This is a genomic window from Cyanobacterium sp. uoEpiScrs1 (assembly GCF_947331815.1).
Classification (GTDB): Bacteria; Cyanobacteriota; Cyanobacteriia; order Cyanobacteriales; family Microcystaceae; genus Rippkaea.
In genome coordinates this window covers 958,721-984,183 of record NZ_OX373462.1, presented here as the reverse complement: position 1 = coordinate 984,183, position 25,463 = coordinate 958,721, and the positions used below count along the sequence as shown (strand labels likewise).

At 33.8% G+C, this 25,463-nt stretch carries 17 protein-coding genes; 13 read left to right on the top strand and 4 right to left on the bottom strand.

The features are described from left to right. The first annotated feature begins 766 nt into the window (after positions 1–766). Positions 767–1,417, top strand: a complete 651-nt coding sequence (locus OXU93_RS03405) for a lysophospholipid acyltransferase family protein (protein WP_267384477.1) — start codon at positions 767–769, stop codon at positions 1,415–1,417. Between the two features lie 307 nt (positions 1,418–1,724). Here OXU93_RS03405 and OXU93_RS03400 read toward each other — a convergent pair whose 3' ends face one another. Then, positions 1,725–4,250: a hybrid sensor histidine kinase/response regulator gene (locus OXU93_RS03400; RefSeq protein WP_267384476.1), complete on the bottom strand. Its 2,526-nt coding sequence runs from the start codon at positions 4,248–4,250 to the stop codon at positions 1,725–1,727. Between the two features lie 825 nt (positions 4,251–5,075). Here OXU93_RS03400 and OXU93_RS03395 point away from each other — a divergent pair. The 3 genes from OXU93_RS03395 (at position 5,076) to kaiC (ending at position 8,200) form a co-directional block, all read left to right on the top strand. After that, on the top strand, positions 5,076–5,960 hold the full coding sequence (locus tag OXU93_RS03395) for a circadian clock protein KaiA (protein WP_267384475.1): 885 nt from the start codon (positions 5,076–5,078) through the stop codon (positions 5,958–5,960). Positions 5,961–6,220: 260 nt separating this feature from the next. Continuing rightward, on the top strand, positions 6,221–6,532 hold the full coding sequence (gene kaiB / locus OXU93_RS03390; protein ID WP_267384474.1) for a circadian clock protein KaiB: 312 nt from the start codon (positions 6,221–6,223) through the stop codon (positions 6,530–6,532). Positions 6,533–6,637: 105 nt separating this feature from the next. Beyond that, positions 6,638–8,200, top strand: a complete 1,563-nt coding sequence (gene kaiC, locus OXU93_RS03385; protein WP_267384473.1) for a circadian clock protein KaiC — start codon at positions 6,638–6,640, stop codon at positions 8,198–8,200. 73 nt (positions 8,201–8,273) lie between these two features. On the opposite strand, the gene rsmH is transcribed toward kaiC, so the two are convergent. Beyond that, entirely contained in the window at positions 8,274–9,182 is a 909-nt protein-coding gene (gene rsmH, locus OXU93_RS03380; protein ID WP_267384472.1) for a 16S rRNA (cytosine(1402)-N(4))-methyltransferase RsmH, read from the bottom strand. A 177-nt stretch (positions 9,183–9,359) separates the two neighbouring features. Here rsmH and OXU93_RS03375 point away from each other — a divergent pair, with 177 nt between their 5' ends. From OXU93_RS03375 to OXU93_RS03340, 8 genes are all read left to right on the top strand, one after another. Further along, entirely contained in the window at positions 9,360–9,827 is a 468-nt protein-coding gene (locus tag OXU93_RS03375; RefSeq protein WP_267384471.1) for a DUF4168 domain-containing protein, read from the top strand. A gap of 714 nt (positions 9,828–10,541) precedes the next feature. Continuing rightward, positions 10,542–11,609, top strand: coding sequence for an amino acid ABC transporter substrate-binding protein (locus tag OXU93_RS03370; protein WP_267384771.1), 1,068 nt, complete (start codon positions 10,542–10,544; stop codon positions 11,607–11,609). 145 nt (positions 11,610–11,754) lie between these two features. After that, complete coding sequence (locus tag OXU93_RS03365) at positions 11,755–12,927, top strand: amino acid ABC transporter permease (protein WP_267384469.1); 1,173 nt, start codon at positions 11,755–11,757, stop codon at positions 12,925–12,927. Positions 12,928–13,292: 365 nt separating this feature from the next. Continuing rightward, positions 13,293–13,913, top strand: coding sequence for a cobalt-precorrin-8X methylmutase (locus OXU93_RS03360; RefSeq protein WP_267384468.1), 621 nt, complete (start codon positions 13,293–13,295; stop codon positions 13,911–13,913). A gap of 29 nt (positions 13,914–13,942) precedes the next feature. Then, positions 13,943–15,193: a precorrin-6y C5,15-methyltransferase (decarboxylating) subunit CbiE gene (cbiE, locus tag OXU93_RS03355; RefSeq protein WP_267384467.1), complete on the top strand. Its 1,251-nt coding sequence runs from the start codon at positions 13,943–13,945 to the stop codon at positions 15,191–15,193. A gap of 368 nt (positions 15,194–15,561) precedes the next feature. After that, the gene (locus OXU93_RS03350; RefSeq protein ID WP_267384466.1) at positions 15,562–16,602 is read left to right on the top strand and encodes a permease; all 1,041 of its coding nucleotides are present in this window, start codon (positions 15,562–15,564) and stop codon (positions 16,600–16,602) included. A 39-nt stretch (positions 16,603–16,641) separates the two neighbouring features. Beyond that, entirely contained in the window at positions 16,642–17,460 is an 819-nt protein-coding gene (locus OXU93_RS03345; protein ID WP_267384465.1) for a TIGR03943 family putative permease subunit, read from the top strand. Positions 17,461–17,513: 53 nt separating this feature from the next. Then, complete coding sequence (locus OXU93_RS03340; protein ID WP_267384464.1) at positions 17,514–19,013, top strand: Ig-like domain-containing protein; 1,500 nt, start codon at positions 17,514–17,516, stop codon at positions 19,011–19,013. Between the two features lie 399 nt (positions 19,014–19,412). Here the strand turns inward: OXU93_RS03340 and ftsY are convergent, their stop codons facing one another. Continuing rightward, positions 19,413–20,834: a signal recognition particle-docking protein FtsY gene (gene ftsY, locus OXU93_RS03335; RefSeq protein WP_267384463.1), complete on the bottom strand. Its 1,422-nt coding sequence runs from the start codon at positions 20,832–20,834 to the stop codon at positions 19,413–19,415. A gap of 1,642 nt (positions 20,835–22,476) precedes the next feature. Further along, positions 22,477–22,935: a DUF2141 domain-containing protein gene (locus tag OXU93_RS03330; protein WP_267384462.1), complete on the bottom strand. Its 459-nt coding sequence runs from the start codon at positions 22,933–22,935 to the stop codon at positions 22,477–22,479. A 1,471-nt stretch (positions 22,936–24,406) separates the two neighbouring features. On the opposite strand from OXU93_RS03330, the gene OXU93_RS03325 reads away from it, so the two are divergent. Next, complete coding sequence (locus OXU93_RS03325; protein WP_267384461.1) at positions 24,407–25,354, top strand: TIGR04168 family protein; 948 nt, start codon at positions 24,407–24,409, stop codon at positions 25,352–25,354. Positions 25,355–25,463: the final 109 nt, after the last annotated feature.

Here is a 25,463-nt window from a genome sequence, read left to right as displayed (position 1 = left end):
AAATTCATAAATTAGTACAGTTTTACAAGTGCTTTTTATAAAAGTGTATACTTCACTTGATTGTATTATATTGATTTTTAGAAAAATAGATATGTATAAATTAGTTACTATAGTTAATTTTGTCTTTTTAATTTTATTTAAAATGAAGTGCTAAGTACTTTATATAAAGTACTTAGCTATAAACTATGTTTTAGTTAAGTTTGCTCACAATTAATAATAAAAAAATTACCATCTATGATATTGCAAAGTAAGTTGTTAATATAAAGGAAATAAGTATGAACTAGAAAAAATATTCTTTGTTACTTTCTTTCTCAAAAACTATTATTCTCGCCATGCTCAATAGAAAAAGATGCTTTTGCAAAGCCATTACAATTATTAGCTTATCAAAAAATCAGTAATGTATAAATTAGTTTAAAACAATAAATATTGATTATAAATATTAAATCAGACATTCAAAAGACATAATTAAAATGGCAAAAGTATTTAGTTGAATATCCTTATGTGCAGCTCAAAAAACGAAGGAGTTGCTATTCAGTAAACTAAATAATAACAAGTGATTACTAAACTAAAAACCGAAGTAGCTTACCGAGCAAATTTTCTTAAATACTCTCTCAAGCTTCAAGCAGTAATAGTTCTACTAAATAAAGAATTTAAGCTATTATTTGGATGTTATGTTACACTCTCTTTATCTAATGAGGAACTTACTGATGAGAATATAGAGTGGTTTTATTAGAGTAAAGAAATTAAGAGAAAATAAGTAATCACCATGCTTAACAGTGAATTTCGTGAACGAGAAACTATTACAAATCTAATTCTTTATTATTTATTTAAGGAAATTATTATTACTCCGATTTTTTATACTTATTTCCGAGGAAAAATCTATGGAATCGAAAATGTTCCGCGAAAAAATCCTTTGATCATTGTCAGTAACCACGCTAGTTACTTTGATCCTCCTATTTTGGGCGGCGGAGTTGGTCGTCCTGTGGCGTTTATGGCTAAACAAGAGTTATTTGATATTCCCTTCCTTAGAAAAGGAATTCAGTTATATGGGGCCTATCCCGTCAAACGAAGTTTAGGTGATCGCGGAGCAATTCGAGCGGCCTTGAATGCCCTCAAAGAAGGATGGATTGCAGGTATTTTCCTTGAAGGAACTCGTACAATAGATGGTCGTATTCATAAACCGAAATTGGGAGCGGCTATGATTGCTGCTAAAGCTCAACTTCCTTTACTTCCGGTCTGTTTATGGGGGACTCATGAAATTCTACCCAAAGGGGCGCGCATCCCCATTTCCGTTCCTGTTACTCTCCGGATTGGAACTATAATCGATCCCCCTACCTCTACCAAACGCCCTGAACTAGAGGCTGTTACCCAAAAATGTGCTATTGCTATTAATGAAATGCATGATTTAGGGCGCTAGATTATTGGCAATAATAATAAGTGCAGACTTTTTATTAAGTTATAACAATACCTTGGCGCTTGATGTATATTTACTACAAGAGAAAGTACTCCAATTCACCACAATTTTGGTTATTAAGTCTTCAGCGCATTTCTCTCACCCCAAGACATTGCAGAATCCCTTTAAGACTTAACTGTTCGTCTCTATTTACGGTGTGTAGTTCCCTATGCGAAAGCTAAAGATTTGATTGAGTCCTTAGGAGTAGAATACATCAGAGAATTTAACTTATTATCGTATATTATCAGTGATCAAATTTTAATGTTTAGAATCAAAGCATACTCGAGGCAGCAATGTAAATAACTTCCCATAATTGTTTGCTATTTTGCTGATTATGAGGAATCAAACAAGGGAAGACAGATAAATTGTTAATTCGATTGGCTGCCTCAGTTGTTTTCAAATCTAAGGTTACTAAGGGTAACTTAGCTAATCTGGGTTGTTCAGAAAGAGATTGCACGTAATCGGTTGGATCATCAAGGTAACGGCCATCTATGACCACCACATCTATTTGCCAAACATTGGTTAATATTTGTGCTTGTTCGAGATCATCGCCTTCGAGAATACGATGATTGGATTGAGAGGATGAATCTGTTAGACCTCGATCCAGAGGGGCGCATAAAACAGAGTAAGTCTTACTATCGGGACAGTTAGGACAAAGGGTTAATAGGGTTAAAACACGATCAGAAGTATTTTTGAGAGTATTAACTTTCTTAAAAATTTTTTTTAAAACTGATGAATCAAGGGGAACCGATAAAAAGCCGTCTGCTTGGTGTGGTTCTTTTAAAGACTGACAATTCTCAGTGGTTGTCATAAAGACGCGAATCTTCCGAGTTTGGGGATCAGATTTAAGTAACGTCAATACATCCCATCCCGATAGTAAAGGTAATATAGGATTTAGCAAAACAGCATAGGGACGTAACCGTCTAGCTTTTTCCACTGCTTCTGTTCCAGTTCGAGCGATTACTGTCCGATAGCCTAATTCACTCAGTTTATACATTAAATTTTCGATGCATTGAGGAATAGCTTCTACGATTAATACTAAGGGATAAAGGGTCGGAGAAGATTGATGATGTTCATTATTTTGAGATTTAGCATTGAGGGGTAACAACAATGTAAACTGACTACCCTGTCCTGCCTTGGAAATAAAAGAAATCTCACCTCCATGAGCTCTTGCTAAACGTTGAGTTAGTACCAATCCTAATCCAGTTCCCTCAATTTTACGAGTTAACGGATTTTCTAATTGTTGGAATTTTTGGAAGATCAAGTGTTGGGACTCTTCAGGAATACCAATACCTGTATCCCAAACGTTGAACGTAACCCAATCTTCCCAATGACCGACTTTTATCCCAACTGCTCCGCCAGATTTGCTGAATTTCATAGCATTATCCAACAGATGTACCAACATCTGATGTAAACGCAGTTCATCAGCTAATAAAAATTTTAATCCTGGTTCTATCTCCAGGGAAAAAGATATAGAATTATTGGTTCTTTCCCGATATTTCTCAGCAATGAAATGGTAAGCTCGTTCACATACACTTTGAATATTAAGTGGAATAAACGTTAGCTTTAGCTGTCCCGTCTCTAAGTGAGTTAGATCTAGTAAATCGTTCACTATGGTCATTAATTGACGCCCACTGCGGTAAATTGACTGAGCATAGTGAACTTGACGAGAATTGAGTTTACCGACTTTTTGTTCTCTTAAAAGACTTGACAGCCCCACCACTGCTGTAAGGGGAGACTTTAACTCGTGGCTAATACAAGCAAGGAATTCATCTTTGAGGCGATTAAGCTGAACTAGGTCAGCATTTTTTGCCGCTAATTCTTGATACAGTCTTTGCTGTTCTGTGACATCAGTGGCTAAAACTAAAGAAATTTCTCTATCTTTTATAGTTAAAGGACAACTAATAAATTTCCAAACTCTTTTTTTTCCTAGATTATGGTTGACTAATGATCTAGAAGAGGACAATAAAGAATTGGTACCGGTTAGGGAATTCTGAGACTTTTGTTTCTCAGGAACAGATTGGAACCGTTGAGAACAAGAAAGATAAGTCGTTGGAGAAGAATGATCTGCTAAACAGCAAGGGGAGGGACAGTTGAAAGCAAGAGTTTGGGCAACGGAAAAGACTTGCTTCGAAAAACATTGTAGTTCCTGCTCTGACAAAGGACAATCACTAACATCATTGGGGGGAATCAATTCTCCTATTTGCTCGCGCCAAGTACGATTTTGTTTTATCATATTTCCCTGTTTTGTTTGCAACATAACGGGTAAGGGAAACTGCTCTAATAATTTAAATAGTGACGATCCTGAGGTATACGAGGGAAACAGCTGAGGGGCAACAGGGATTGTTTTAGTTAAAAGAGCTTTCAGCAGTTTCCTGCTATCGAGAAGTCCCTGAAAACTTTCATTATCATCCACAAGTCCATAGGTATGAGGAATTCCTGGATCAATATTTTTATCTTTTAAATAGGCATAAAAGTCTGTTAATTTAAGAGTATAGGGAATAAGTACTAAAGGAGTTAACAAGTCCTCCAGATTATCCAATTTTAATGATTGTGATACTTGTCCACCGTTTTTAGAAACTCTAGACAATGAAGGCGTAGCCTCAAAAGACTGTTGTAGAAGTGGCGAGATCGAAAGAAGATAATGGGCAGAGACTAAACCTAATGGCTCTTGATTATAATCTACTATTACTATTCCCTCGTAGTCCCCCGAGCAAAATAAAGTAGTGATCTCTGAAATAGTGATAGTAGACTGGCAAATCGGGACAGGGTGCAAGAATTGTTTTAGGGTCAGCATTCGGCCTAACGAGTGATTCTGTCCAAACCCAAGATAGATGTTTCTACCCTCTATTTTAATCTTGCCTTGATTAATGGTCTTTAAAGACTTGTAAATTACAAATAGTTACAATTCTTAAAATAAGTTTGCAAATATCTAATTGTACAAAGACCGATGGCTTATCTAGATCAACTGTCAGTGACATCACTTTAAAATTTGATTCTCGTAACTATCAAGTTGTTGAGATTATGCTATACGACACAAACGAAAACATTAGATATTGCTAATTATCATTTACTATTTTTAACTAAAAATACTTCAAATTTAACATCCAATATTTGTGTAAATATCAAATATAAATGACCTAAAATATTTTTGTATAGTATAAAAATAATAGAATTACTTATATCTTTAATATAAAATACTTTCATTGAACGGTTTATTGTCTGTACAAAAAACTGATACGATAATTTTTAACTATATTACTCTTTCGTTAATTAAGTAAAGCTAACCCAATATCTTTATTGTTGACGTAGAAGGTAAACAATAAAGATATTGCAACTGTATTTGTCTTTATATTTGGCAATTACTATTTTTAAACTACAGTTTTAAGAATATACTTATTTGCTCCTATTTATTTAAGACAAAAAGAATTTTGACAATGAACAACTGAAAAGAGTCGATCATTAAATGGTAACCTAATTATCCTTAAGATAGTTTAGTCAAAGAACTTAAGTTATCTAATTTGATGATATTTATGTTAACTTTTATACTGGGGAGTTACTGATACTCTTCGGTTTGTTTTTTAATAACTCTCTAATAACCTAGCTCTTAAGTCTTAAAACCTTGCAATCTAGATTATCAATTTGTCTCTATATCAGTGACCACCGTGTTGCCCAGAATTTGAAGAACATTCTGAGTAGTAAGTCTTATTCTATTCAACTAGTTGACTCTTCTCAGGAGTTACTAGATTTAGTAAACAGTCATGGTGGACAAATCGACTGTCTCGTTATTTTCCGAGATACTACAGTCTCTCCTTTGTTTAATCAACTTTACGAACAAGGGACTTTACTTCCGGTGGTTATTATTGAACCAGAGTTAAACTTCGACACTCTTCCGGAAAAAGTTGAAGCCCTAACATGCCTATATCATAGTGCAGAAGTAAGACAGCCAGTAGCCACATTGGATAATGTAGAGAAATCTCTTGAGCTAGCTATTGCGCAGTTTTTACATTTAGGACCAAGTTGTTCATTAGTGAAAAGCCCAGTTTTTCCGCCCGAAAAATTGGTTTCCGATGAACAATTAAGTTTTTTACTCTTGCAACAACGTCGGTTAGCAGAAAAGCTTAAGGAAAGACTTGGCTATTTAGGAGTTTTTTATAAGAGAAACCCTAAACATTTTTTTCGAAACCTTTCTAAGGTGCAAAAAGAGGAACTTATCAAGCATTTAACTGAGGAATATCGAAAGATTATTCTTAATTACTTTAGTAATGAGACTGAGATTAACCAGTTTATTGATCAGTTTGTTAATAAGGCTTTTTTTGCAGATATTGCAATTTCTAAAGTTTTAGAAATTCATATGGAGTTAATCGATGAGTTTTCCCAGCAACTTAGAATAGAAGGTCGCAGTGACGAAATTCTTTTAGATTACCGCTTAACTATCATTGACATACTAGCACATTTGGGAGAAATGTATCGTCGTTCAGTTCCCAGAGAAAATCTTTATAGTTAATATATTTTCCTAGATAGATTTGGTATTTGAGAAATTTTAAAAATATCTTCCTTAAAGCTAGATATGATAGTGGCTGATAAGCTCTAAAACTTTAACTTTTGTAAACGCCAAGTCTTTTGCATCTCTAAAAACTTGCTACGTTATACTTTAATCCTTTGTTTTATTGTTACTAACACGTAACTGTACTACAATCACATTAAAAATATTTTCAAATAATATAAATAACATTTTTTATATTAAAATGCTCTAATCTTTAGCTTATGATAAATTTCAAAAAAACCTATGTTCTTAAACTTTATGTGGCAGGCAATACCACTAATTCTATAAAAGCTTTAAAAATACTAAAAAATATTCTAGAAGATGAATTTAAAGGAGTTTATGCCCTTAAAGTTATTGATGTACTAAAAAACCCTCAATTAGCTGAGGAAGATAAAATTTTAGCAACGCCAACTTTAGCTAAAATTTTACCTTCCCCTGTTCGTAAAATTATAGGTGATCTTTCAGATAGAGAAAAAGTTCTTATTGGCTTAGATCTTCTATATGAAGAAATGAGAGAAAGAGAAGATAATTAGCAAAAGAAATCAAGATGTTATTTGTTACGGTATTAAGGCAAACTTGCACATATTCACATGTTAAATTAACATTAATCTTTAATAAAAATAGTCAATAAATAAAAAATGAATGAACCTCTTCCTAACAGGCAGACATTAGAAAAGTTACCTTCTAAAGGAGTTCGTAAAATTCGAACTATGATTGAAGGGTTTGATGAAATTAGCCATGGTGGACTTCCTATGGGAAGAACCTCCCTAGTGAGTGGAACTTCAGGAACTGGTAAAACACTACTAGCAATTCAATTTCTCTATCATGGGATTAAATATTTTGATCATCCAGGATTATTTGTAACATTTGAGGAATCACCAGCAGATGTTATTCAAAATGCCTGTAGTTTTGGTTGGAATTTACAAGAAATAATTGATAAAGGTAAACTATTTATTCTTGACGCTTCCCCTGATCCTGATGGACAAGAAGTGGTAGGAAATTTTGATTTGTCGGCCCTAATTGAACGTATTCAATATGCAATTCGCAAGTATAAAGCAAAACTGGTTTCTATTGACTCGGTAACAGCTGTTTTCCAGCAATACGATGCAGCATCCGTGGTACGTCGAGAGATTTTCCGTTTAGTAGCGCGGTTAAAACTGTTAGGGGTCACTTCAATCATGACTACGGAACGGGTGGAAGAATATGGGCAGATCGCTCGCTTTGGGGTAGAAGAATTCGTCTCTGATAATGTAGTTATTTTAAGAAATGTTTTAGAAGGGGAACGTCGTCGAAGAACAGTTGAAATTCTTAAACTGCGCGGAACAACCCATATGAAAGGAGAGTATCCTTTCACTATTACTAATGATGGAGTTAATATTTTTCCGTTAGGAGCTATGCGACTTACTCAACGTTCTTCAAATACTCGAGCTTCTTCTGGAATTAAAACTCTTGATGAAATGTGTGGAGGAGGATTTTTTAAAGACTCAATTATTCTGGCAACTGGAGCAACAGGAACTGGTAAAACTTTATTAGTAAGTAAATTTTTAGAAGAGGGGTGTCGTAAAGAAGAAAGGTCAATTTTATTCGCTTATGAAGAATCTCGTGCCCAATTATCTCGAAATGCTTTTTCCTGGGGAATTGATTTTGAAGAAATGGAACAGAGGGGACTATTAAAATTAATATGTAGCTATCCAGAATCTGCTGGATTAGAAGATCATTTACAAATAATTAAATCAGAAATTTCTGAATTTAAACCATCGAGGATTGCCATTGATTCTCTTTCAGCATTGGCAAGAGGAGTTACTAATAACGCTTTTCGTCAATTTGTAATTGGGGTAACAGGTTACGCAAAACAAGAGGAAATTACAGGTTTTTTTACCAATACAACTGATCAATTTATGGGATCGCATTCTATTACAGAATCTCATATTTCTACTATTACTGATACTATTCTTATGCTGCAATATGTAGAGATTAGAGGTGAGATGTCTAGAGCAATTAATGTCTTCAAAATGCGTGGTTCTTGGCATGATAAAGGGATTAGAGAATACACTATTGATCAAGGTGGTCCAAGAATTCAAGGCTCATTTCGCAATTATGAAGGTATTATCAGTGGTTCTCCTACTCGAATTACCATTGATGAAAAAAACGAACTTTCCCGTATTGTTCGTGGAGTTAAAGATAAATCTCTCGATGAGTAGTTAAGGCTTAAGCTATTAAGTATTTTAACCACTTGTTATAGATTTAAGTATAAATATTCAATTCTTCCCAATCTTATATTCGTTGAGAAAATCGGAGTTTAGCTGAACGGGAACGGGGGTTTCTAGCTTTTTCTTCTGGTTGAGCAGTAATTGGTTTTTTTGTGATGACTGTCAAAGTTGAAGAGTCACGAAAACGATGTTTTACAATACGATCTTCGAGACTGTGAAAACTGATAATTCCGATCTGTCCTTCAGGTTTTAGCCATTGGGGAACTCGCTCTAAAAATTTTTCTAAAGACACAAGTTCCTCATTTACTGCAATTCTTAACGCTTGAAAAATACGAGTAGCAGGATGAATACGTCCATAACGGTATTTGGGAGGAACTGTGTAAGCAATGGCCTGGGCTAATTGGGTGGTAGTCAAAAATGGTCTTTGCTGTACGATGCGCTTAGCAATAAGTCGTGATCGTCGTTCTTCTCCATAATTATAAAAAAGCTCAGCTAAAGACTTTTCTTCCCAATGGTTAATAATTTCGTCCGCCGTTAGAAATTGAGTTTGATCCATTCTCATATCTAGAGAAGCTTCATGATTAAAACTAAATCCTCGTTCAGGAAAATCGAGTTGAGGTGAGCTAACCCCTAGGTCGGCAATAATACCTGAAAATTCTGCTTTTTCTCCCGGATAATTGGCAAAATTTCCTTGCCAAAACCTAACTCGTTCTTGCCCAAATTTTTTTAAATTAGCAGTTGCTGCCGCAATTGCCTGTTGATCTCGATCAATAGCAGTTATCCGTACATCCTGAAAAGCAGTTAAGATTAAGGAGCTGTGTCCACCACTTCCTACTGTAGCGTCTAGATAATGTCCTCCTGGACAAATTTTCAATCCAGTAATGACTTCTTGTGATAAAACGGGAGTATGGATAAACGAAGTCTTTTGAGTGTCGGTAAAAGTCGTTAATGAAGGATTATTTAAGTAATTCATAGAAAAAGATAAAAAATTGAGAATTACACAGATAGTTAGTGACAGGAGAATTGTTGAATTATGTGGTCTCAGTTTCTCTTGGAGATCACAGGAACTTATAATGCTTAAAATAATTCAAAAAAAGAAGAAATCCGGGCGGGGATTTCGATAGAATTATATACTTGACGGTTAACGCGCATGGTGTTTATTCACTGTTCCCTATTGAATTTGAACAGAACATTGACTCGTTCTTTAATGGCTAGTTTACTAGCACTTATCGGTATCCTCCACGGATGTAATATTGTTCCTACCTTTTCTCGACAAGATCCGTCGTCAATTTCGGAGATCACTGAAACCGATATTATTAATTATGCTAGAATTGTGTTAACTATAGAGTCTCAACGTCAAATCGCATATCAAAAAATTGAAGATATTGTTGATGATCCCCCCCCAGAAATTGCTTGTGATCGTCCTAAGAGTTTTAGAAAATTACCTAATGAAGTGCAAAAAATTGCCGTTGATTTTTGTAATAATTCTAAAACTCTTGCAAAACAACGTGGATTAACTGCAAGTAAATTTAATACTATGACTGAAAAGGCACAGGGAGACAAAACTTTAAAACAACAAATTCAAAATGCCATGGTTAAGATACAGCAGGAGAAATAGAAACAAAATTTTATAAATATATATAGAATCTAATCACCTACCTATCCTAGAGTTAATGAATATGACTTTTCTAGCCCAAGTATGACTAATTGCTGGTCAATAATTTTTAAGTCTCTTAGAAAATCTAGTATTTCAAATATTAAAACTATTGCAAAATTGTAATTATATACAATGTTGTCATAGCTATTCTAAAAGATCTATAAACGGACTAAAAGTGTGGTTGTATTATGAAGATTACTAATCTAAGTTTATTGATGTGAAAGCAATTATAGTATTACTATCTGCAATATAATTCTTGTTCTTTAATTAGAATCTATCCATATGAATCTCATCAAAGATACTTCAAAACATATACACTACACGATAGTATAGTCAGAACAGATTACTCGCAAAAATTAACAGTGGTTACCATATCCTAGGTATTGGAACCGATTACCTAAATATTTATCTTTATTGATTCAATTATTGGCGTATTAGATAGAAAATAGTACTGCTACTTGTCCATTATACTTTTTATATCGTATTGAACTGTCGATAGAACTCTATAGTCGTTTAAATTAAAAGACAATTCTTACTGTGATATCGCTGTTAAATTACTTTAAAATCTAATTCAGTGCAAAGCTGAAGGTTTCTTTGAATCATTTTAATGGATAATTGGTATCGATACATTACATCAATATTTAGAAATAACAAATGTCTAAGCAAACCCGGTTTATGGCTAAATGGCTGTCCTTCCTTCTGGCTACTCTATGTTCAGTAGTTCCCTTGACGGCTTGTGGAGATGGGCAAAGAACTACTCAAAATACTACAAAAGAAGGGAAAAGCGATCCCGACAGAAGTCGTTTAGCAATGATTAAAAAACGAGGAAATCTAATATGTGGGGTTAATGGAGAGGTTCCAGGATTTAGTTTTGTGGATGAAAATGGGCAATATTCTGGTTTGGACGTAGATATATGTCGGGCAATCGCAGCAGCTTTGTTTGATGATTCCTCCAAAGTTGAGTACCGTAAGCTTAGCGCACAAGAACGCTTTACTGCTGTTCAGTCCGGAGAGGTAGATGTTCTAAATCGTAATACTAGTTGGACGGTGAGTCGAGATACTTCGGTCGGTGTAGCATTCGCCCCTACAGTTTTTTATGACGGTCAAGGTATTATGGTGACTAAAGCTAGTGGGGCAACTAAATTAGAAGATTTAGAAGCTAAATCAATTTGTGTTCTGGCTGGAACTACTACAGAACAAAATTTAGCTGATCAGATGCGTAAACGGGGAGTAAAAAATTACAATTCCGTTATCTCTGATGATGTAGACGCCCTTTATGCCGCCTATCAAGAAGGTCGCTGTGAGGCAGTTACTTCAGATCTATCTCAATTAGTAACTCGTCGTTCTGTTTTTCCTCAAAAAGATAATCATGTTATACTGAATGTTTTTATGTCTAAGGAACCACTCGGTCCAGTTGTCGCCGATGGGGATTCTGATTGGTTTGATGCAGTAAAGTGGATCACTTTCGCTACTATGCAAGCAGAGGAATTTGGCATTATGTCTGACAATATAGAGACCTTTGAATCTAGTGAAGATCCTAATATCAGAAGGTTTTTAGGGCTAGATAATAAATTAGGCGAGGACATGGGGTTACCTAATGATTTCACATTCCGTATTATTAAGCATGTCGGAAATTATGGCGAAATTTATGAACGCAACATCGGTCGGCCATTGGGATTGGAGCGGGGACTTAATAAACTTTGGACTGATGGCGGCTTGCTATATTCTCCACCGTTTCGATAGGGTGTCGTACATAGTTGAGAGTCAATATTTAATAGTTGATGTTGAAGCTATTTTACTATTAACTTCTTAATTTAAGAAGTACTGTGCTTGAGGGCTATTAGTGATAGTAAAACTATTCACCATAAATTACCAACCACTAACTAAAATGATTGATAAAGAAAAAATACCATTATGGCGGGACTCCCGTTTTCTCAAGATTGTATTTCAGGTATTTGTTGTCCTAATGCTAGGATTAATTGTCCTGACTTTGGGTACTAATTTAATTAATAACTTTAAAAGATTAGGATTGAATTTCGGATTATTTTTTTTAATTGATTCTGATCGCACAGCATCTTTTAGTATTTCTGACTCTTTGATTCCCTATAGTTCTACTGATTCCTATGGCAGAGCTATTCTAGTAGGATTACTCAATTCCTTAAGAGTAATGATTGGTGGTATTATTTTATCTTCTATCATAGGCATTACTGTTGGATTAGGAAGACTCTCTGATAATTGGTTAGTTCGCAAAATTGCTTCAATTTACGTTGAAATTTTACGGAACACCCCCTTATTATTACAATTATTTTTTTGGTATTTTGCCGTTTTTCTAAAATTCCCTAAAATTTATGAACCTGGTAATTTTTGGGATCTAATTTTTTTCTCCAATCAAGGAATTTACCTTCCCCGTCCTTTAGGTAGTTTACAAACTTTTTTAGTTCTGGGGTTTATTATCTTCAATAGTTTTTTAATAGGATTAGTATGGAATAAAAGATATAAGATTATAGTTACGTTGGAAAAAAAAGAACGACTTTATAAGGGGATATTGTTTGGTATATTAACTCTTATCTCATTAACTTTTATCTTTGGTATTGATTGGCAGTTACCTCAGTATGACAGTGATATCAATCTCATTCAAGGGGGATTAAATCTATCCCCTGAATTTGCTACATTGTTATTAGGATTAACTATTTACACAGCAGCTTTTATCGCTGAAAGCGTTAGAGCAGGTATTCAGTCAGTATCTAAAGGGCAATGGGAGGCAGCTAAAGCATTAGGACTTAACTCAGGTTTGTCGATGCGGTTAGTGATTTTTCCCCAAGCATTACGGGTTATGATTCCGCCATTAACAAGTGAATTTCTTAACCTGGCTAAAAATTCTAGTCTAGCAGTCGCTATTGGTTACAATGATATTTATGCTGTTGCTAATACTGTTTCTAATCAGACTGGAAGAGCTGTAGAAATGTTGTTAGTTGTCATGATAACCTATCTTATTGTCAATCTGATTATATCCACAGTAATGAACCGACTCAACACAATTGTACGTCTCCAAGAACGTTAAAAACTATTCCTATTCCTTTCCTACAGCTAATCAATTTTAGCCGTTGTGTCATGGATATAGATAGGATAGTCTTGTGAGAGGTATTAATAGAAACTTGTTTAATTCTGTCCCTAGTAACATAGGTATCAGGAGTGGAAAACACTGACATATTATAAAGAATCGTTAGAATGGTTTAACTCTGTTTCTATTAAAAGAATACTTATCAAAATAACAATGATAAGATGATCTTAAAGTAGATACCGCAACATAAGAAAAGTCTATTTCTGTGGATTACTTACTAATTCTTTTAAGTCTATTTGAGTAGCTCTAAGAATTTTGATTATTTGTAAAGTCTTTTGAATTTACCCATAGAGGTTTTATTAACAATGACTCAACAATTTAATAATCCAATTGTTGACAAAAGTTTTGCGATTATTGATCACGAAATAGGAGATCATGATCTGAATAAATTTGAATACGAGATCGCTCGTCGTGTTATCCATACTACAGCAGATTTTGATTTTATTGATTTACTTAAATTTAGTCCTGATGCAATTACTCAAGCTATTGAGTATTTGCCTAAAAAAAGACCCATCATAACTGATGTTACAATGATAGAGCGAGGAATCTCCACCTTAGTCAATCAAACATTTCAAAATCCTATTATTAGCGCCATAGAACAGGTCAGCAGTGTCTTACCTGGGAAAACTCGTACTGAAACTGGATTGTTAACTTGTTTTAATCAATACCCTCAAGCTATTTATGTAATTGGAAATGCCCCTACTGCTTTAATCGCTTTGTGTCAAGAATTGACTACCTCTAGGTTTAAACCAGCCTTAATCATCGGCTGTCCTGTTGGTTTTGTTTCTGTGGTTGACTCAAAAGAAATGTTAGCTAACACTGGCATTCCTCAAATCAGAGTTGAAGGTCGTAAAGGAGGATCAACAGTTGCTTCTGCTATTCTCAATACTTTATTGATTTTGGCTTATCAGCAAAATAGTCAATAAATATATAGTTTATCTTTTTTAAGATAATTATGATTAAAGTAATAGGAATTGGTTTAGATGGAATAATAGGACTGACTAAACCAGTCCAAGAGATTGTCCATAAAGCTACACTATTGATTGGAAGCGAACGGCACCTGAGCTACTTTCCTAACCACCCTGCTCAAACAATAGTGATTGGGGACTTACTCGAATTGATTAAAAAGATTAATCAGGTAAGAGACAATCACCATCATATTGTGATTTTAGTAAGTGGAGATCCATTTTTTTTTGGACTAGGACGACTTTTAATAGGATATTTTTCCGCAAAAGATTTGCAATTTTACCCTAATATCAGTAGTATTCAATTAGCATTTAATCGTCTAAAAATACCCTGGCAAGATGCTGAAGTTATCAGTGTTCACGGTCGAGAAACAGATGAGTTAATTACTGTGTTTAAAGAGGGAGTTGACAAAATTGCTATCTTGACGGACCACAATAATAATCCATCCGTAATTGCTCATCTTTATCTTAGTTTAAATTTACCTTGCCACTATGAATTTTGGGTATGTGAAGATTTAGGAAATAGTACTGAAAAAATACAGTCTTTTTCTGCCGAGGAATTAGCAGAAAAAAAAACTACTGAATTTGCCTCTCTTAATATAGTTGTTGCCTTACATAAGCCTTTGAACAACTTTTTAGAAGTTAACTTTAGTAATTTACCTTTGTTTGGCTTACCAGATCACTTATTTTCTACCTTCAAAGATCGACCAGGATTAATTACCAAACGAGAAATGCGCATTAATATTCTGGGAGAATTAGCCTTGCAAAACAAACAAATTGTTTGGGATATTGGTGCAGGAACAGGCTCCGTATCTGTTGAAGTCGCTAGATTATGTCCGGATTCTAAAATATATGCCTTAGAAAAAACAGCAGTCGGAATTGTATTGATTGAAAAAAATTGCCAGCGTTTTAAAACTTTTAATGTTGTCCCCATTTGCGGACAAGCCCCTGACATTCTAGTTGACTTACCTCAACCAGATCGCATCTTTATGGGAGGGAGTGGAGGAGATATTATTTCAATCTTAGAAGTTTGTAAAGATAAGTTGGCTGAGGATGGAATCTTAGTTATGGCATTAGCAACATTGGAAAACTTAGCTATTGCTATAGACTGGTTTAGAAGAAGATCTTGGGATTATCAGGTATTAAATCTACAAATTTCTCGTTCTGCCCCTGCTGGAAATTTGACACGCTTTTCTCCCTTAAATCCTATTATGTTATTAAGAGCATTCTCGGTAAGGTAAGGTGGAAGGCCATGGGAAATTAACATTTTATTGACACCTAACCTCAGCTATAAGTTTGTCTGGCACCGGGTTCTCTAATAAACTAATTAGGGAACAGATAATAGGAAGTGCCGGAACGTATGATGCGAAGGAATAAACCTGCCGCAAAAGATCGAGTTTTCAAGCTACTGATTGCTAAAAAAGACAAAATAGTTCCAATAAGTTCTAACTTTAAGTCAAAATTTTATTATTATTTATTGCCAAATCCAAAATTTTTTGCAAGAGAGATATCACTTTAAAAGTGTAGTAATTTTAATTTTTGTCAAGGTACTCATATCCATTAAGGTTTAGGATAAGTTAAGTCTAAAGAAACCTTCGAATCACTGATAATGAGTCAACTGTATAACGCTTTTACATTATTTCTTAGCCTGCTAGTAGAAGCTTTTCCCTTTCTTCTATTAGGAGTATTACTATCAAGCAGCTTACTATTATTGATTGATGAAGAGAAATTAATCGAAATATTGCCTAAAAACCCTTTTCTAGGAGCGTTAGCAGGCAGTTGTATTGGTTTTTTATTTCCTGTATGTGAATGTGGAAATGTCCCAGTAGCGCGACGATTATTGATGAAGGGAATACCTACCTCCACAGCTATTGGTTTTCTGTTAGCTGCCCCGACTATCAATCCTATTGTTGTTTGGTCAACTTGGATAGCTTTTCGAGGACAACCAGAAATTGTCATTTTTCGGATTATATTTTCTTTAACCATTGCTGTGATCATGGGCTGTGTTTTTAGCGTTCAAAAAGATCCCCGTCCTTTGTTGCAACCGTTTTTATCCAAACGAGTTACTAAATTACTTCATCAGACAAGTAAAAAAAATTTGTCAGTTCAAAAAGGCTTGCGTCAAGATAGCTTAACATTGCTGCAGTCAGGCACTTTTTTACTTGATAAGCCAGGAAAACCCTTATCAATTGGGGATATGGCTGCTTCTCCTACTGCTTTATCTACAGATTTGGCTTCAAACTTAAGTCAACGACTTCAATTGATATCAGATAATATCATACAAGAATTAAGAGAATTGGGAGGAATGTTAATTTTGGGGAGTGCGATTGCAGCTTCTTTACAGGTCTTTGTCCCTCGTGAAATCATTCTTAGTTTGGGTCAAGGAACCATTAGTTCTATCATAGCTATGATGCTTCTAGCAGCAATTGTGTCTATTTGTTCAACAGTAGATTCTTTTTTTGCCCTTTCCTTTGCATCTACTTTTACAACTAGTTCTTTGCTGGCGTTTTTGGTTTTTGGCCCTATGATTGATATCAAAGCGATCGGCTTAATGCTTTCAATCTTTAAACCTAGAATGCTGATCTATTTATTTGTCTTAATTGCTCAATTGACCTTTATCTTAGCCTTAAATCATAGTTATTTCTTCTAAAATCAAAGCAATGCTTAATCAAATAATATCAATTTAGTAATGACTTTTATTTCAAAATTAAAATCTTCTCGAAAATTTATTATACCAGGGTTAGATGTGTTAGCCTTGCTAGCCTGGACGATTTTATTGTTTAAATATTGGGCAACTGGACAATTAAAGTTATTGATCCATCCTAATTACTTTTGGCTGGTTTTCGTTACCAGCGTCATTCTATTTATATTAACTGGGTTTAAAATTTCACAATTTATCAAAAGTTTACGCAGAAAAAACACCACTTCTACAAATTTTAAGGCAGTCCAACATGTGACGTTGTTTCCTCCAGTGTGGAGCAGTAGTTTACTAATTGTGACAGCTATCGCTGGACTAATGATTCCCCCAACTATTTTCAATAGTAAAATGGCATTACAGAGGGGAATTTCCGAATCTTTGCCCGTCACTCGAACCCAAACCCAAATCTTCAGATCCACTCTCAAACCAGAGGAAAGATCTCTTATTGAATGGATCCGTACATTGAATGCTTATCCTGAACCTGACGCCTATGAAGGACAAAAGGCTAAAGTCACAGGGTTTGTGGTTCACTCCTCTATTTTACCTAGAAATTATGTTTTCCTAAGTCGTTTTATTATTACTTGTTGTGCAGTAGATGCCTATCCAGTAGGGTTGCCTTTAAAATTAAAGAGTGATCGTAATACTTATCCTCCTGATACTTGGCTAGAGGTAGAGGCACTAATGATAACAGAAACTCTGAAAGTTGATACACAAACCATGAAAGAAACTCCTATAAAAAAACGCCAATTAGTGTTAGAAGCTACATCTATTAAAACTATTCCTACTCCTGATTCTCCTTATGGATATTAAACATACTCACAACTTTCTTGAAAAGAAATTAATTGTTGTTTGACCATATTCTTATGAATAAGTTAGTATTGCGACCTATTGACAAAATTTCTTTATTTATAATGACGGCTTTAATGTTTGTAATTGGAGGTCTAATAATAGGAGAAAATAACTGTGGAAGTCAATGTTTTTTTAAGAAAGGGCCTCGAGTCAAAAGTTTTACTTGGCAAAACAAGCAAATTGGGGCAAAAGATCGGGCATTTATTCTAACCTTTAATCGCCCGATGGATACCGTTAGTGTTGAAAATAATTTAGTAATTGATCCTCCTGTTCCTGGTAAGTTTAGTTGGGCTGGACGACGACTAGCTTACACTTTAAAAAACTCAGCTCCCTATGGACAAACCTATCAAATTTATCTTTCTGGTGCCAAGGAGCGATTTAGACAACAAGGACAACCAGGGGAAGTGATGGAACCATTTGTAGGAGAGTTTCAAAGTCGTGATCGTGCTTTAGCTTATATTGGAACTCAGGGCGAAGAGGAGGGAAGACTAGTTTTTTATAATTTAACTCGACAGAACAAACGAATTCTTACTCCGAAAGAACTAGTTGTCATTAATTTCGAATTTTATCCCCAAGGTGATTACATTCTCTTTTCTGCTGCACCTCAAGGACGAGGAATTGAAGGATTACGAGAATTGCAACTGTATAAGGTAACAACAGGAGTTGATAATGGGGTAGATAACCCTACAGCTAACCAACCCGGGAAAACAGAACTGATACTTGATAATAAAGACTATCAAAACAACCAGTTTGATTTATCGAATGATGGAAAAATTATTGTAATACAACGAGTTAACCGCCAAAATCCGGCTGATTTTGACTTATGGATGCTAAAATCTGGGGACAAACCAGAACGATTAAAGGTTACAGGCGGAGAATTTTCCATCACCCCTGACAGTCAAACTTTAGCAGTAGCCAGAGGAGAAGGGATTGGAATCCTGCCCTTAGAACCTCGAGCTGAACCTTTAGATTTTCTACCAAAATTTGGACAATTACTTAGTTTTGCTCCTAATGGCTCGGCGGCAGCTATGGTGGATTTCAATACAGATGATGCTAACTTGCGTTATATGAGATCGCTTTTTTATGTTAATAACCAAGGAGTACAAAAGGAACTTCTAACGACTGAAGGATCCATCATTGATTGTCAATTTAATTTAAGGGGAACTATTATTTACTGTTTGCTAACTGAGTTAGTAGATACTGAAGAATACAAAGAACAACCTTATTTCGCAAAGTTTGATATTAAAACAGGAGCTATGATGCCTTTGGCAACTCTATCTGATTATCGGGATATAAATATTAGTTTAGCTCCCGATGGTTTGGCTCTTTTATTTGACCAGATTATAACTAGTGATAATCCCATTTTTAATGATAAGTTGACTAGTAATTCAGGAGAAGCAATTATTGGAGGACAATTATGGCTGCTAATTCCACCAGAACAGAATAATTCTAGTACTCAAGTGGAATTGAAAGAATTACCTTTAATTGGATTTCGTCCTAAATGGCTACCTTAATTTTTAAATTCTAATATGTACAATAAAAATAATTTAAAAATCTTTAAATATATATATTGAAAATACTCCTACAATATATGAAAACAAAAACTAAAAATATTTATCTGAACGAGTAAAATGGTCTGTTGTCTATTTTGACAAAGGAACAAGATTGTTAGTCCTATGTGCAGCAAATATTTTTAGATTATTATTAAATGTTAATATTTCATAATTGTTCTTAAAAATTTCAAAATGATAAATACTATCAGTATTTTGTGTATTTAAATAACGACTAGATCATTTTAATTGACTTTACTAGCAATATTTAATATTTGGCACAAATGGATATATAAAGTATCTTTTTGCGCTTAATACTTAATATTAGTAAACAAAATACTTACCAAAAAATTAAAATTGATGTCAAACATTAAGTAAAGCTTCTACAAATTCGTAACTAGAAAAGGGACGTAAATCTTCAATTTCTTCTCCTGCACTGATAAAGCGAATGGGTAAATGAAGTTTTTGAGAAACGGCCAATGCTACCCCACCTTTAGCGGTCCCATCCAATTTTGTTAAAACTACCCCTGTTAAATTTGCTGATTTAGAAAAAACCTCAGCTTGACGTAGTCCATTTTGCCCCAATGTAGCATCGAGAACTAGTAAAGCTTCAACTTGGGCATTGGGAGCTTTTTTGTCAATAATTCGTCTAATTTTAGATAACTCTTCCATCAGATTCTTTTTGTTTTGTAATCGTCCTGCTGTATCTACTAACAAAAGTTCTATCTGACGAGATTGAGCAGCTACAATTCCGTCAAATACTACCGCCGCCGGATCTGTATTTTTACTTGGGTTAGCGATAACTAGAGTATTACTCCTCCGACCCCACACTTTTACCTGTTCCACTGCTGCTGCTCGAAAAGTATCTGCTGCCGCGATGATGCAGCTATAACCAGATTGTTGGGACAAATGAGCTAGTTTTCCAATAGTGGTTGTTTTACCTGCACCATTAACTCCTGTCATTAACCAAATATTGAGAGTATTCTTTTCAGGGGCAAATCCAAGATTCCTTATTTGTTTTAGAGGAGCGTCAAGAATATCGCGTAGAATTTCTTTAAGATAAGCGATTGCCTGTTCAGGGGGTAATGTCTCTTCGCGAAGTCTACTTTGTAGGGCTGAAATAATATGATCAGTAGCCTCTAACCCTACATCCGCTTGCAACAATAAAGCTTCAATTTCTGTTACTGCGTCCTGATTGAGTGGTCCTTGACCAACAACTGCCTTTAGTTTGTTGACTAGTCCCCGACGGGTTTTACCTAGCCCTTGACGTAGTCGTTTTAGCCAGTTAATCTCTTCGGCGGAAATATCTTCAGGTGCGCGGCCTTGAGCAGCAAGAACTTTGACTGACCAGACAAATTCTTCATCAAAGGCTAATCCGGCTTCTTCTATCTTTTCCGTCTCTATCGCTGTTTCCTTAAGAATTTCTAATCGATTAGATTTTTGTGTCCAAGCAGGTGTTGTTTGTTTTTCAACAGAAGTAGGTTCTTCAAGAACTTCTGTTGTTGAAGTTTTAGTCGTTGTCCCAGACTGTATTTCTATGTTTTCTCTTGGTTGTAAGTCAGTTTCAGTATCAGTTATTTTTGATTTAGACTCTTCTTTTCTCTGTTGAATACTTTGATAAGCAGACTTAGCCCAAGTCAGATAATCCTCTTGACTTAATGAGGATGTTTCTTCCGGGATTTGTGCTTCGGTTTGTGAGGAATAAGAAAGAGTTTTTTCTTCAATAGATTTTGATTCTTGAGATTTAGCAGACGTTTCAATTTTACGAGAAAACCAATTGAACATAAGTATGTTTTTAGCAAAAATTAAGTCATATGTTCGAATTATCTTAACAGAAATTTTGTAATAAGTTAATAAACAAAAATATATTCTTAGACAAGACTAACCTTTTATTTGATTTTGTTAGAGCACCTGTAAATAAAATGAATTTTGACACCATTGATAACTAATAGTACAGAAATGATTTACTTTTTCTTGATTTAAGAATGTCGGGTTAGGAACTACTACTGTTACGATTATGATTCTTGATTCTTATAATGCTCAATTTAATTTGGAAAAAGTAATCGAAAATGACTTATTCAATTTTTGTCGAAAATTATCAACAGTTAGACTAAATTTCTCCATTCTGAAAAAAAACAGTCCATAATCTAGTTTTGGCTATTTTTTTAAAGAGATAGTTTCTTCTTAATATTTAGGAAATCACTTAGTACGGAGTGATAGTTTTTCGGTGTTAATACCACAAAGTACAGTTAAAGGGGAATACACGGTAATTTATTGTTTCATCTAAAGAAATATAGTTTGAAACTTTATATAAAATATATCTTTGAGGTTAAATACTTAACGACTTAGTTTTTGTTGTATTACAGAAGTTGTTTCTATATTATATATAAAATTTGTATATGTTTTATACAATAACTTTTTTTCAGAAATACGGAAGTACAAATGGATGATAGGATAAAATCATCATTAAGTCCATGGAGGATTCTAAAAAGTTAAAAATAAATATTTATAGTTTGACATATAAAACTATATTCTGTATTAGAGTTAAGATATAGATCTTATGATTAGTTATTTTTTAGCCGAGGATGCAGATATAATCAATAGGAAATAATATATAAATTCCTATCAAATACAGTAAGTTAGACTTAAATCAAAGTCGATTATTGTTATTATTATTTGGGGAAACAATAATTTGCTACAATACTATAAATTTATATTAATAAAACTATTTAGTTGAGTTGCAAAAATAGTTTTAATAGACTGTAAAGTGTTGGGGAATAAGCTGGAAAGCAGATTTAAATATCTTAAAAACTCATGATACTAAAGACATAACTATTTTCAATTTTTCTTTAAAAGTCATATTTAATTTCTTCTTTATTTTATCAAAATCAACAGTATATATTTCATAGAAAATAGGACAAATTTTAATTTTTTAAAAAAATATATCAACTAAAATATTTACTTATATTAAGTAAGTAATTTCCTTCTACACAAAGAAGATTTATAGTGGTTTTAAATCAGTTAGTTCACAGTAAGAATGCTTAGTTGCTTAGTGTTTATATACTAATTTTATGACTTTATTAAATAAAATAATGAAATTATTGAGTTAATAAATTAAAAATTTTTGATAGTATTTAAATTTTAAAAATAAGGAGATAAAACTAAATATTTATCTACATAAATTTTGTTAGTCATCTTAGTTTTATTATTTCATTTTTGATAAATTACCAATAAATACATAAGTTAATGTCCGGAATAATAATATCAGCACTTTTAAAGATGAAGATGTAAAATTATTTATTTTTTCAATTTAAATTCAAAGTAATTTATTTAAGTAGCTTATTTTTACAATAATTCTCATATAAATAAATTAAACACTATAGCTAAACTACATAGTAATCATAAAAATATGAATATTAAAATTAAATTACAAAATAGATTGTAATTTAATTTTAATATTCATATTTCTACCAACTACCAAAATAGCCGACTCTCCAAACTTAGGAGGGCCACTCTTAATTACTGGATTACTAGAAAATCCAAATTTTTCTGTAGGAATCCCCATAAAATTACGATTAAGTTTCCCATCCTCATTATGATCTAAAAAAACTGCCACAGCATAGGTTTTTGATGGTAGGTTATTGAATGTTACTCGCATAGGATTATTGGTAATTTTTACACATTCACTTTCAATTGCATCTTTCTTACTATCAGGGAAACCTTGACTACTTGAAAATAAACTAAAACAAAGCTGTCCACGACGTTCCCCAAATCCGGTAATTTCAATCGTGAGATCGCTCATTAAGTTAGCATTCACAGGGCTATAAATACCTAACAGTCCGACTAAATATAGCAAGCTAGGATTTATTCGGTATCTATATTTCATTTTGAGTTCCTCTTGATTTTTTTTAAATCTAAATATAGTTTCAGTTGTTAGTTCTTAAAAGAAGAGTTTAATATAGTAATTTTTTGTTAGATTTTCTCTTTATTTTGAGATTCTTGAATGTTTACTTAATACCTTAATAATAGAACATTATTACCAATAATATTGTTTTTTTATCTAAACACAAGAATTTATCTAGTATAAAAGCTAGGAAAGTAAGTTATTAACCTGTATCAATTAATAAAAGTATATTTCTAAACTCTGTATTTGCTTATGACTAACTCAAGAAGTAAAAATTAAAAAGTTAAGCTTTATATTTTAGGTAGTTCAATGATGGTCTACATTCTGAGTGAGTGTGCTATTTTATCAAACTAAACTTCAGTTCTTTTCTAACATGTTATGCGATACTGATAACTTCTGTTATTGTCCTAAATTTACGGCTATCAGTCTGCTATACTAGGCTCGGTGTAACTATATTTTACCACAAGCCAGGTCTCAAGGAGATCCAAAGTGTAATTTGGCTTTGCTCGACTATAACAAATAATCTTCTTTTGCCCTAAAAAATTAATAAAAAAGTTTTTAGAACTGATGACATAACAACGTGAATTGTACTATGATCTTAGTGTGATAGTCTATAAATCAACAAGAATTTAGCACATATTTATCCAGTGATTCAAAAAATACTATTAATTATTGATGTTATAAATAATATTTTTTAACAAAAAATATGTCTGATATTCTATGATTACTATAATAAAATTATTTCCAAACAATAAAATGAATAATTTTGTTTTTTTGAGATAAACAAGAAATAAGTAAATGCAGATTTACGAGATAAATAATAAACAGAAATAGATTATATATACAAACGTAATTATTTGTGGCGACCAATCTCTGATTTTAGAAATTGCCCTTTAAAATATTAAATCAATAGTAAATAGAACTATGCTAGTCATCTTAGCGTTTCTTCCACAATTAGAGATAACCAGCACAGTCTACTTGAACATAAGTAATTAATATTCACAACAAAAAACTTTCGGGAGTCTTGCCATGTTTCGACCCCGAAAGCTTTTGTCTTTACGTTCTTACTCCTCACACGTACTTATCATCTCATCAGTTTCTTCTAAGGGTTTTTACAAAAGTGACAGTTTTCTTTTTGTCACTCCTAGATAGATAAGATTTATAACTAAAATGGTTTTGTTGACAATTATATGTTGCAGCAACCAGCTTTATTCCTTGCCACAAAAGAATATCAATATAAGGATACAGGCAAAGTTAATTTTAGTGTTCCCATCACTTTTAATTAAATTAAAGGTTATATTTTTTGTGTATGTTATGATAAACGGGTAAGTGAAAAGACTTTAGTAAAAAAGCCTTAAAAATAAATCACTACTCTCAAGTATCGTTGAAATTAAAAGCTACAACGATAACTAGGTCGGACTAAAAAACTTAATTGGGTCCTTATCCAGCTAGTATGGCTAACTATTCAAAGCAAGAAGTTACTATTGCCGTGGTTGGTGATGTCCATGGTCAATGGGAAGAAAACGATAATCTCGCTCTAGAAAATTTAGGAGTTGATCTTGTTCTATTTGTCGGAGATTTTGGAAATGAGGAAGTTTCTATTGTTCATCTAGTCGCGGATCTCAATCTCCCTAAAGCAGCTATTATGGGCAATCATGATGCCTGGTATACTGCTTCACAGTGGGGGCGCGAACAATGTCCTTATGATCGAACGAAAGAAGATTGGCTACAAGCACAACTCGATTTATTAGGAACAGCTCATGTTGGCTATGCAAAACTAGATTTTGAGGAATTAAACCTCTCAGTAGTTGGAAGTCGTCCCTATAGTTGGGGAGGATCTCAGTGGAAAAACAAGGCTTTCTTGCATGATCGCTACGGTGTCTCTAATTTTGCAGAGTCTACCGCTAAAATTGTTGCTGCAGCCCGACAAGCAGCGCATAACACCATGATTTTTTTAGGACATAATGGACCAGCAGGATTAGGAGAAGAACCCCAATCGATCTGCGGGCGTGATTGGAAACCCCTGGGAGGCGATCATGGAGACCCTGACTTTGCACAGGCTATCGCTGAAGTTCACGCCTTAGGGAAGAACGTTCCTCTTGTAACTTTTGGGCATATGCATCACCGATTACGATATACGAATTCTCAATTCAGAATTAAGGTTAAACGTAATTCAACAAAAACAATTTATTTGAATGCTGCTAGTGTTCCTCGTTATATAGAAAGGAATAAAGTTAAATTACGTAATTTTTCATTAGTATCTTTGAGTAAGGGAGAAGTTATGGAAATATCTTTGGTTTGGATTAATACTGATGGAGTAATTGTGTCTCAAGAATATTTGTATTGTCATCAAGATACAACCGCCTCAGGTACAGTCTTTCCAAGTCCCAAGCTACCTTAATTAATCGACTAATAAAACCCATATTCTGTAATCACATGTGGGGCTTTTTACTAGATATTCTTAAAGTCTTATTAATTGCACATCAGTTTAACAATTTTTGATAGAATAG

Bases quoted from the DNA above. Each gene is read 5' to 3' on its own strand.
- OXU93_RS03350 (WP_267384466.1), top strand. From the start codon at position 15,562: ATGAGTCAACTGTATAACGCTTTTACATTATTTCTTAGCCTGCTAGTA.
- cbiE (WP_267384467.1), top strand. From the start codon at position 13,943: ATGATTAAAGTAATAGGAATTGGTTTAGATGGAATAATAGGACTGACT.
- OXU93_RS03375 (WP_267384471.1), top strand. From the start codon at position 9,360: ATGGTGTTTATTCACTGTTCCCTATTGAATTTGAACAGAACATTGACT.
- OXU93_RS03340 (WP_267384464.1), top strand. From the start codon at position 17,514: ATGAATAAGTTAGTATTGCGACCTATTGACAAAATTTCTTTATTTATA.
- rsmH (WP_267384472.1), bottom strand. From the start codon at position 9,182: ATGAATTACTTAAATAATCCTTCATTAACGACTTTTACCGACACTCAA.
- OXU93_RS03400 (WP_267384476.1), bottom strand. From the start codon at position 4,250: ATGCTGACCCTAAAACAATTCTTGCACCCTGTCCCGATTTGCCAGTCT.
- OXU93_RS03325 (WP_267384461.1), top strand. From the start codon at position 24,407: ATGGCTAACTATTCAAAGCAAGAAGTTACTATTGCCGTGGTTGGTGAT.
- OXU93_RS03365 (WP_267384469.1), top strand. From the start codon at position 11,755: ATGATTGATAAAGAAAAAATACCATTATGGCGGGACTCCCGTTTTCTC.
- kaiC (WP_267384473.1), top strand. From the start codon at position 6,638: ATGAATGAACCTCTTCCTAACAGGCAGACATTAGAAAAGTTACCTTCT.
- ftsY (WP_267384463.1), bottom strand. From the start codon at position 20,834: ATGTTCAATTGGTTTTCTCGTAAAATTGAAACGTCTGCTAAATCTCAA.
- OXU93_RS03330 (WP_267384462.1), bottom strand. From the start codon at position 22,935: ATGAAATATAGATACCGAATAAATCCTAGCTTGCTATATTTAGTCGGA.
- OXU93_RS03345 (WP_267384465.1), top strand. From the start codon at position 16,642: ATGACTTTTATTTCAAAATTAAAATCTTCTCGAAAATTTATTATACCA.
- kaiB (WP_267384474.1), top strand. From the start codon at position 6,221: ATGATAAATTTCAAAAAAACCTATGTTCTTAAACTTTATGTGGCAGGC.
- OXU93_RS03405 (WP_267384477.1), top strand. From the start codon at position 767: ATGCTTAACAGTGAATTTCGTGAACGAGAAACTATTACAAATCTAATT.
- OXU93_RS03360 (WP_267384468.1), top strand. From the start codon at position 13,293: ATGACTCAACAATTTAATAATCCAATTGTTGACAAAAGTTTTGCGATT.
- OXU93_RS03370 (WP_267384771.1), top strand. From the start codon at position 10,542: ATGGCTAAATGGCTGTCCTTCCTTCTGGCTACTCTATGTTCAGTAGTT.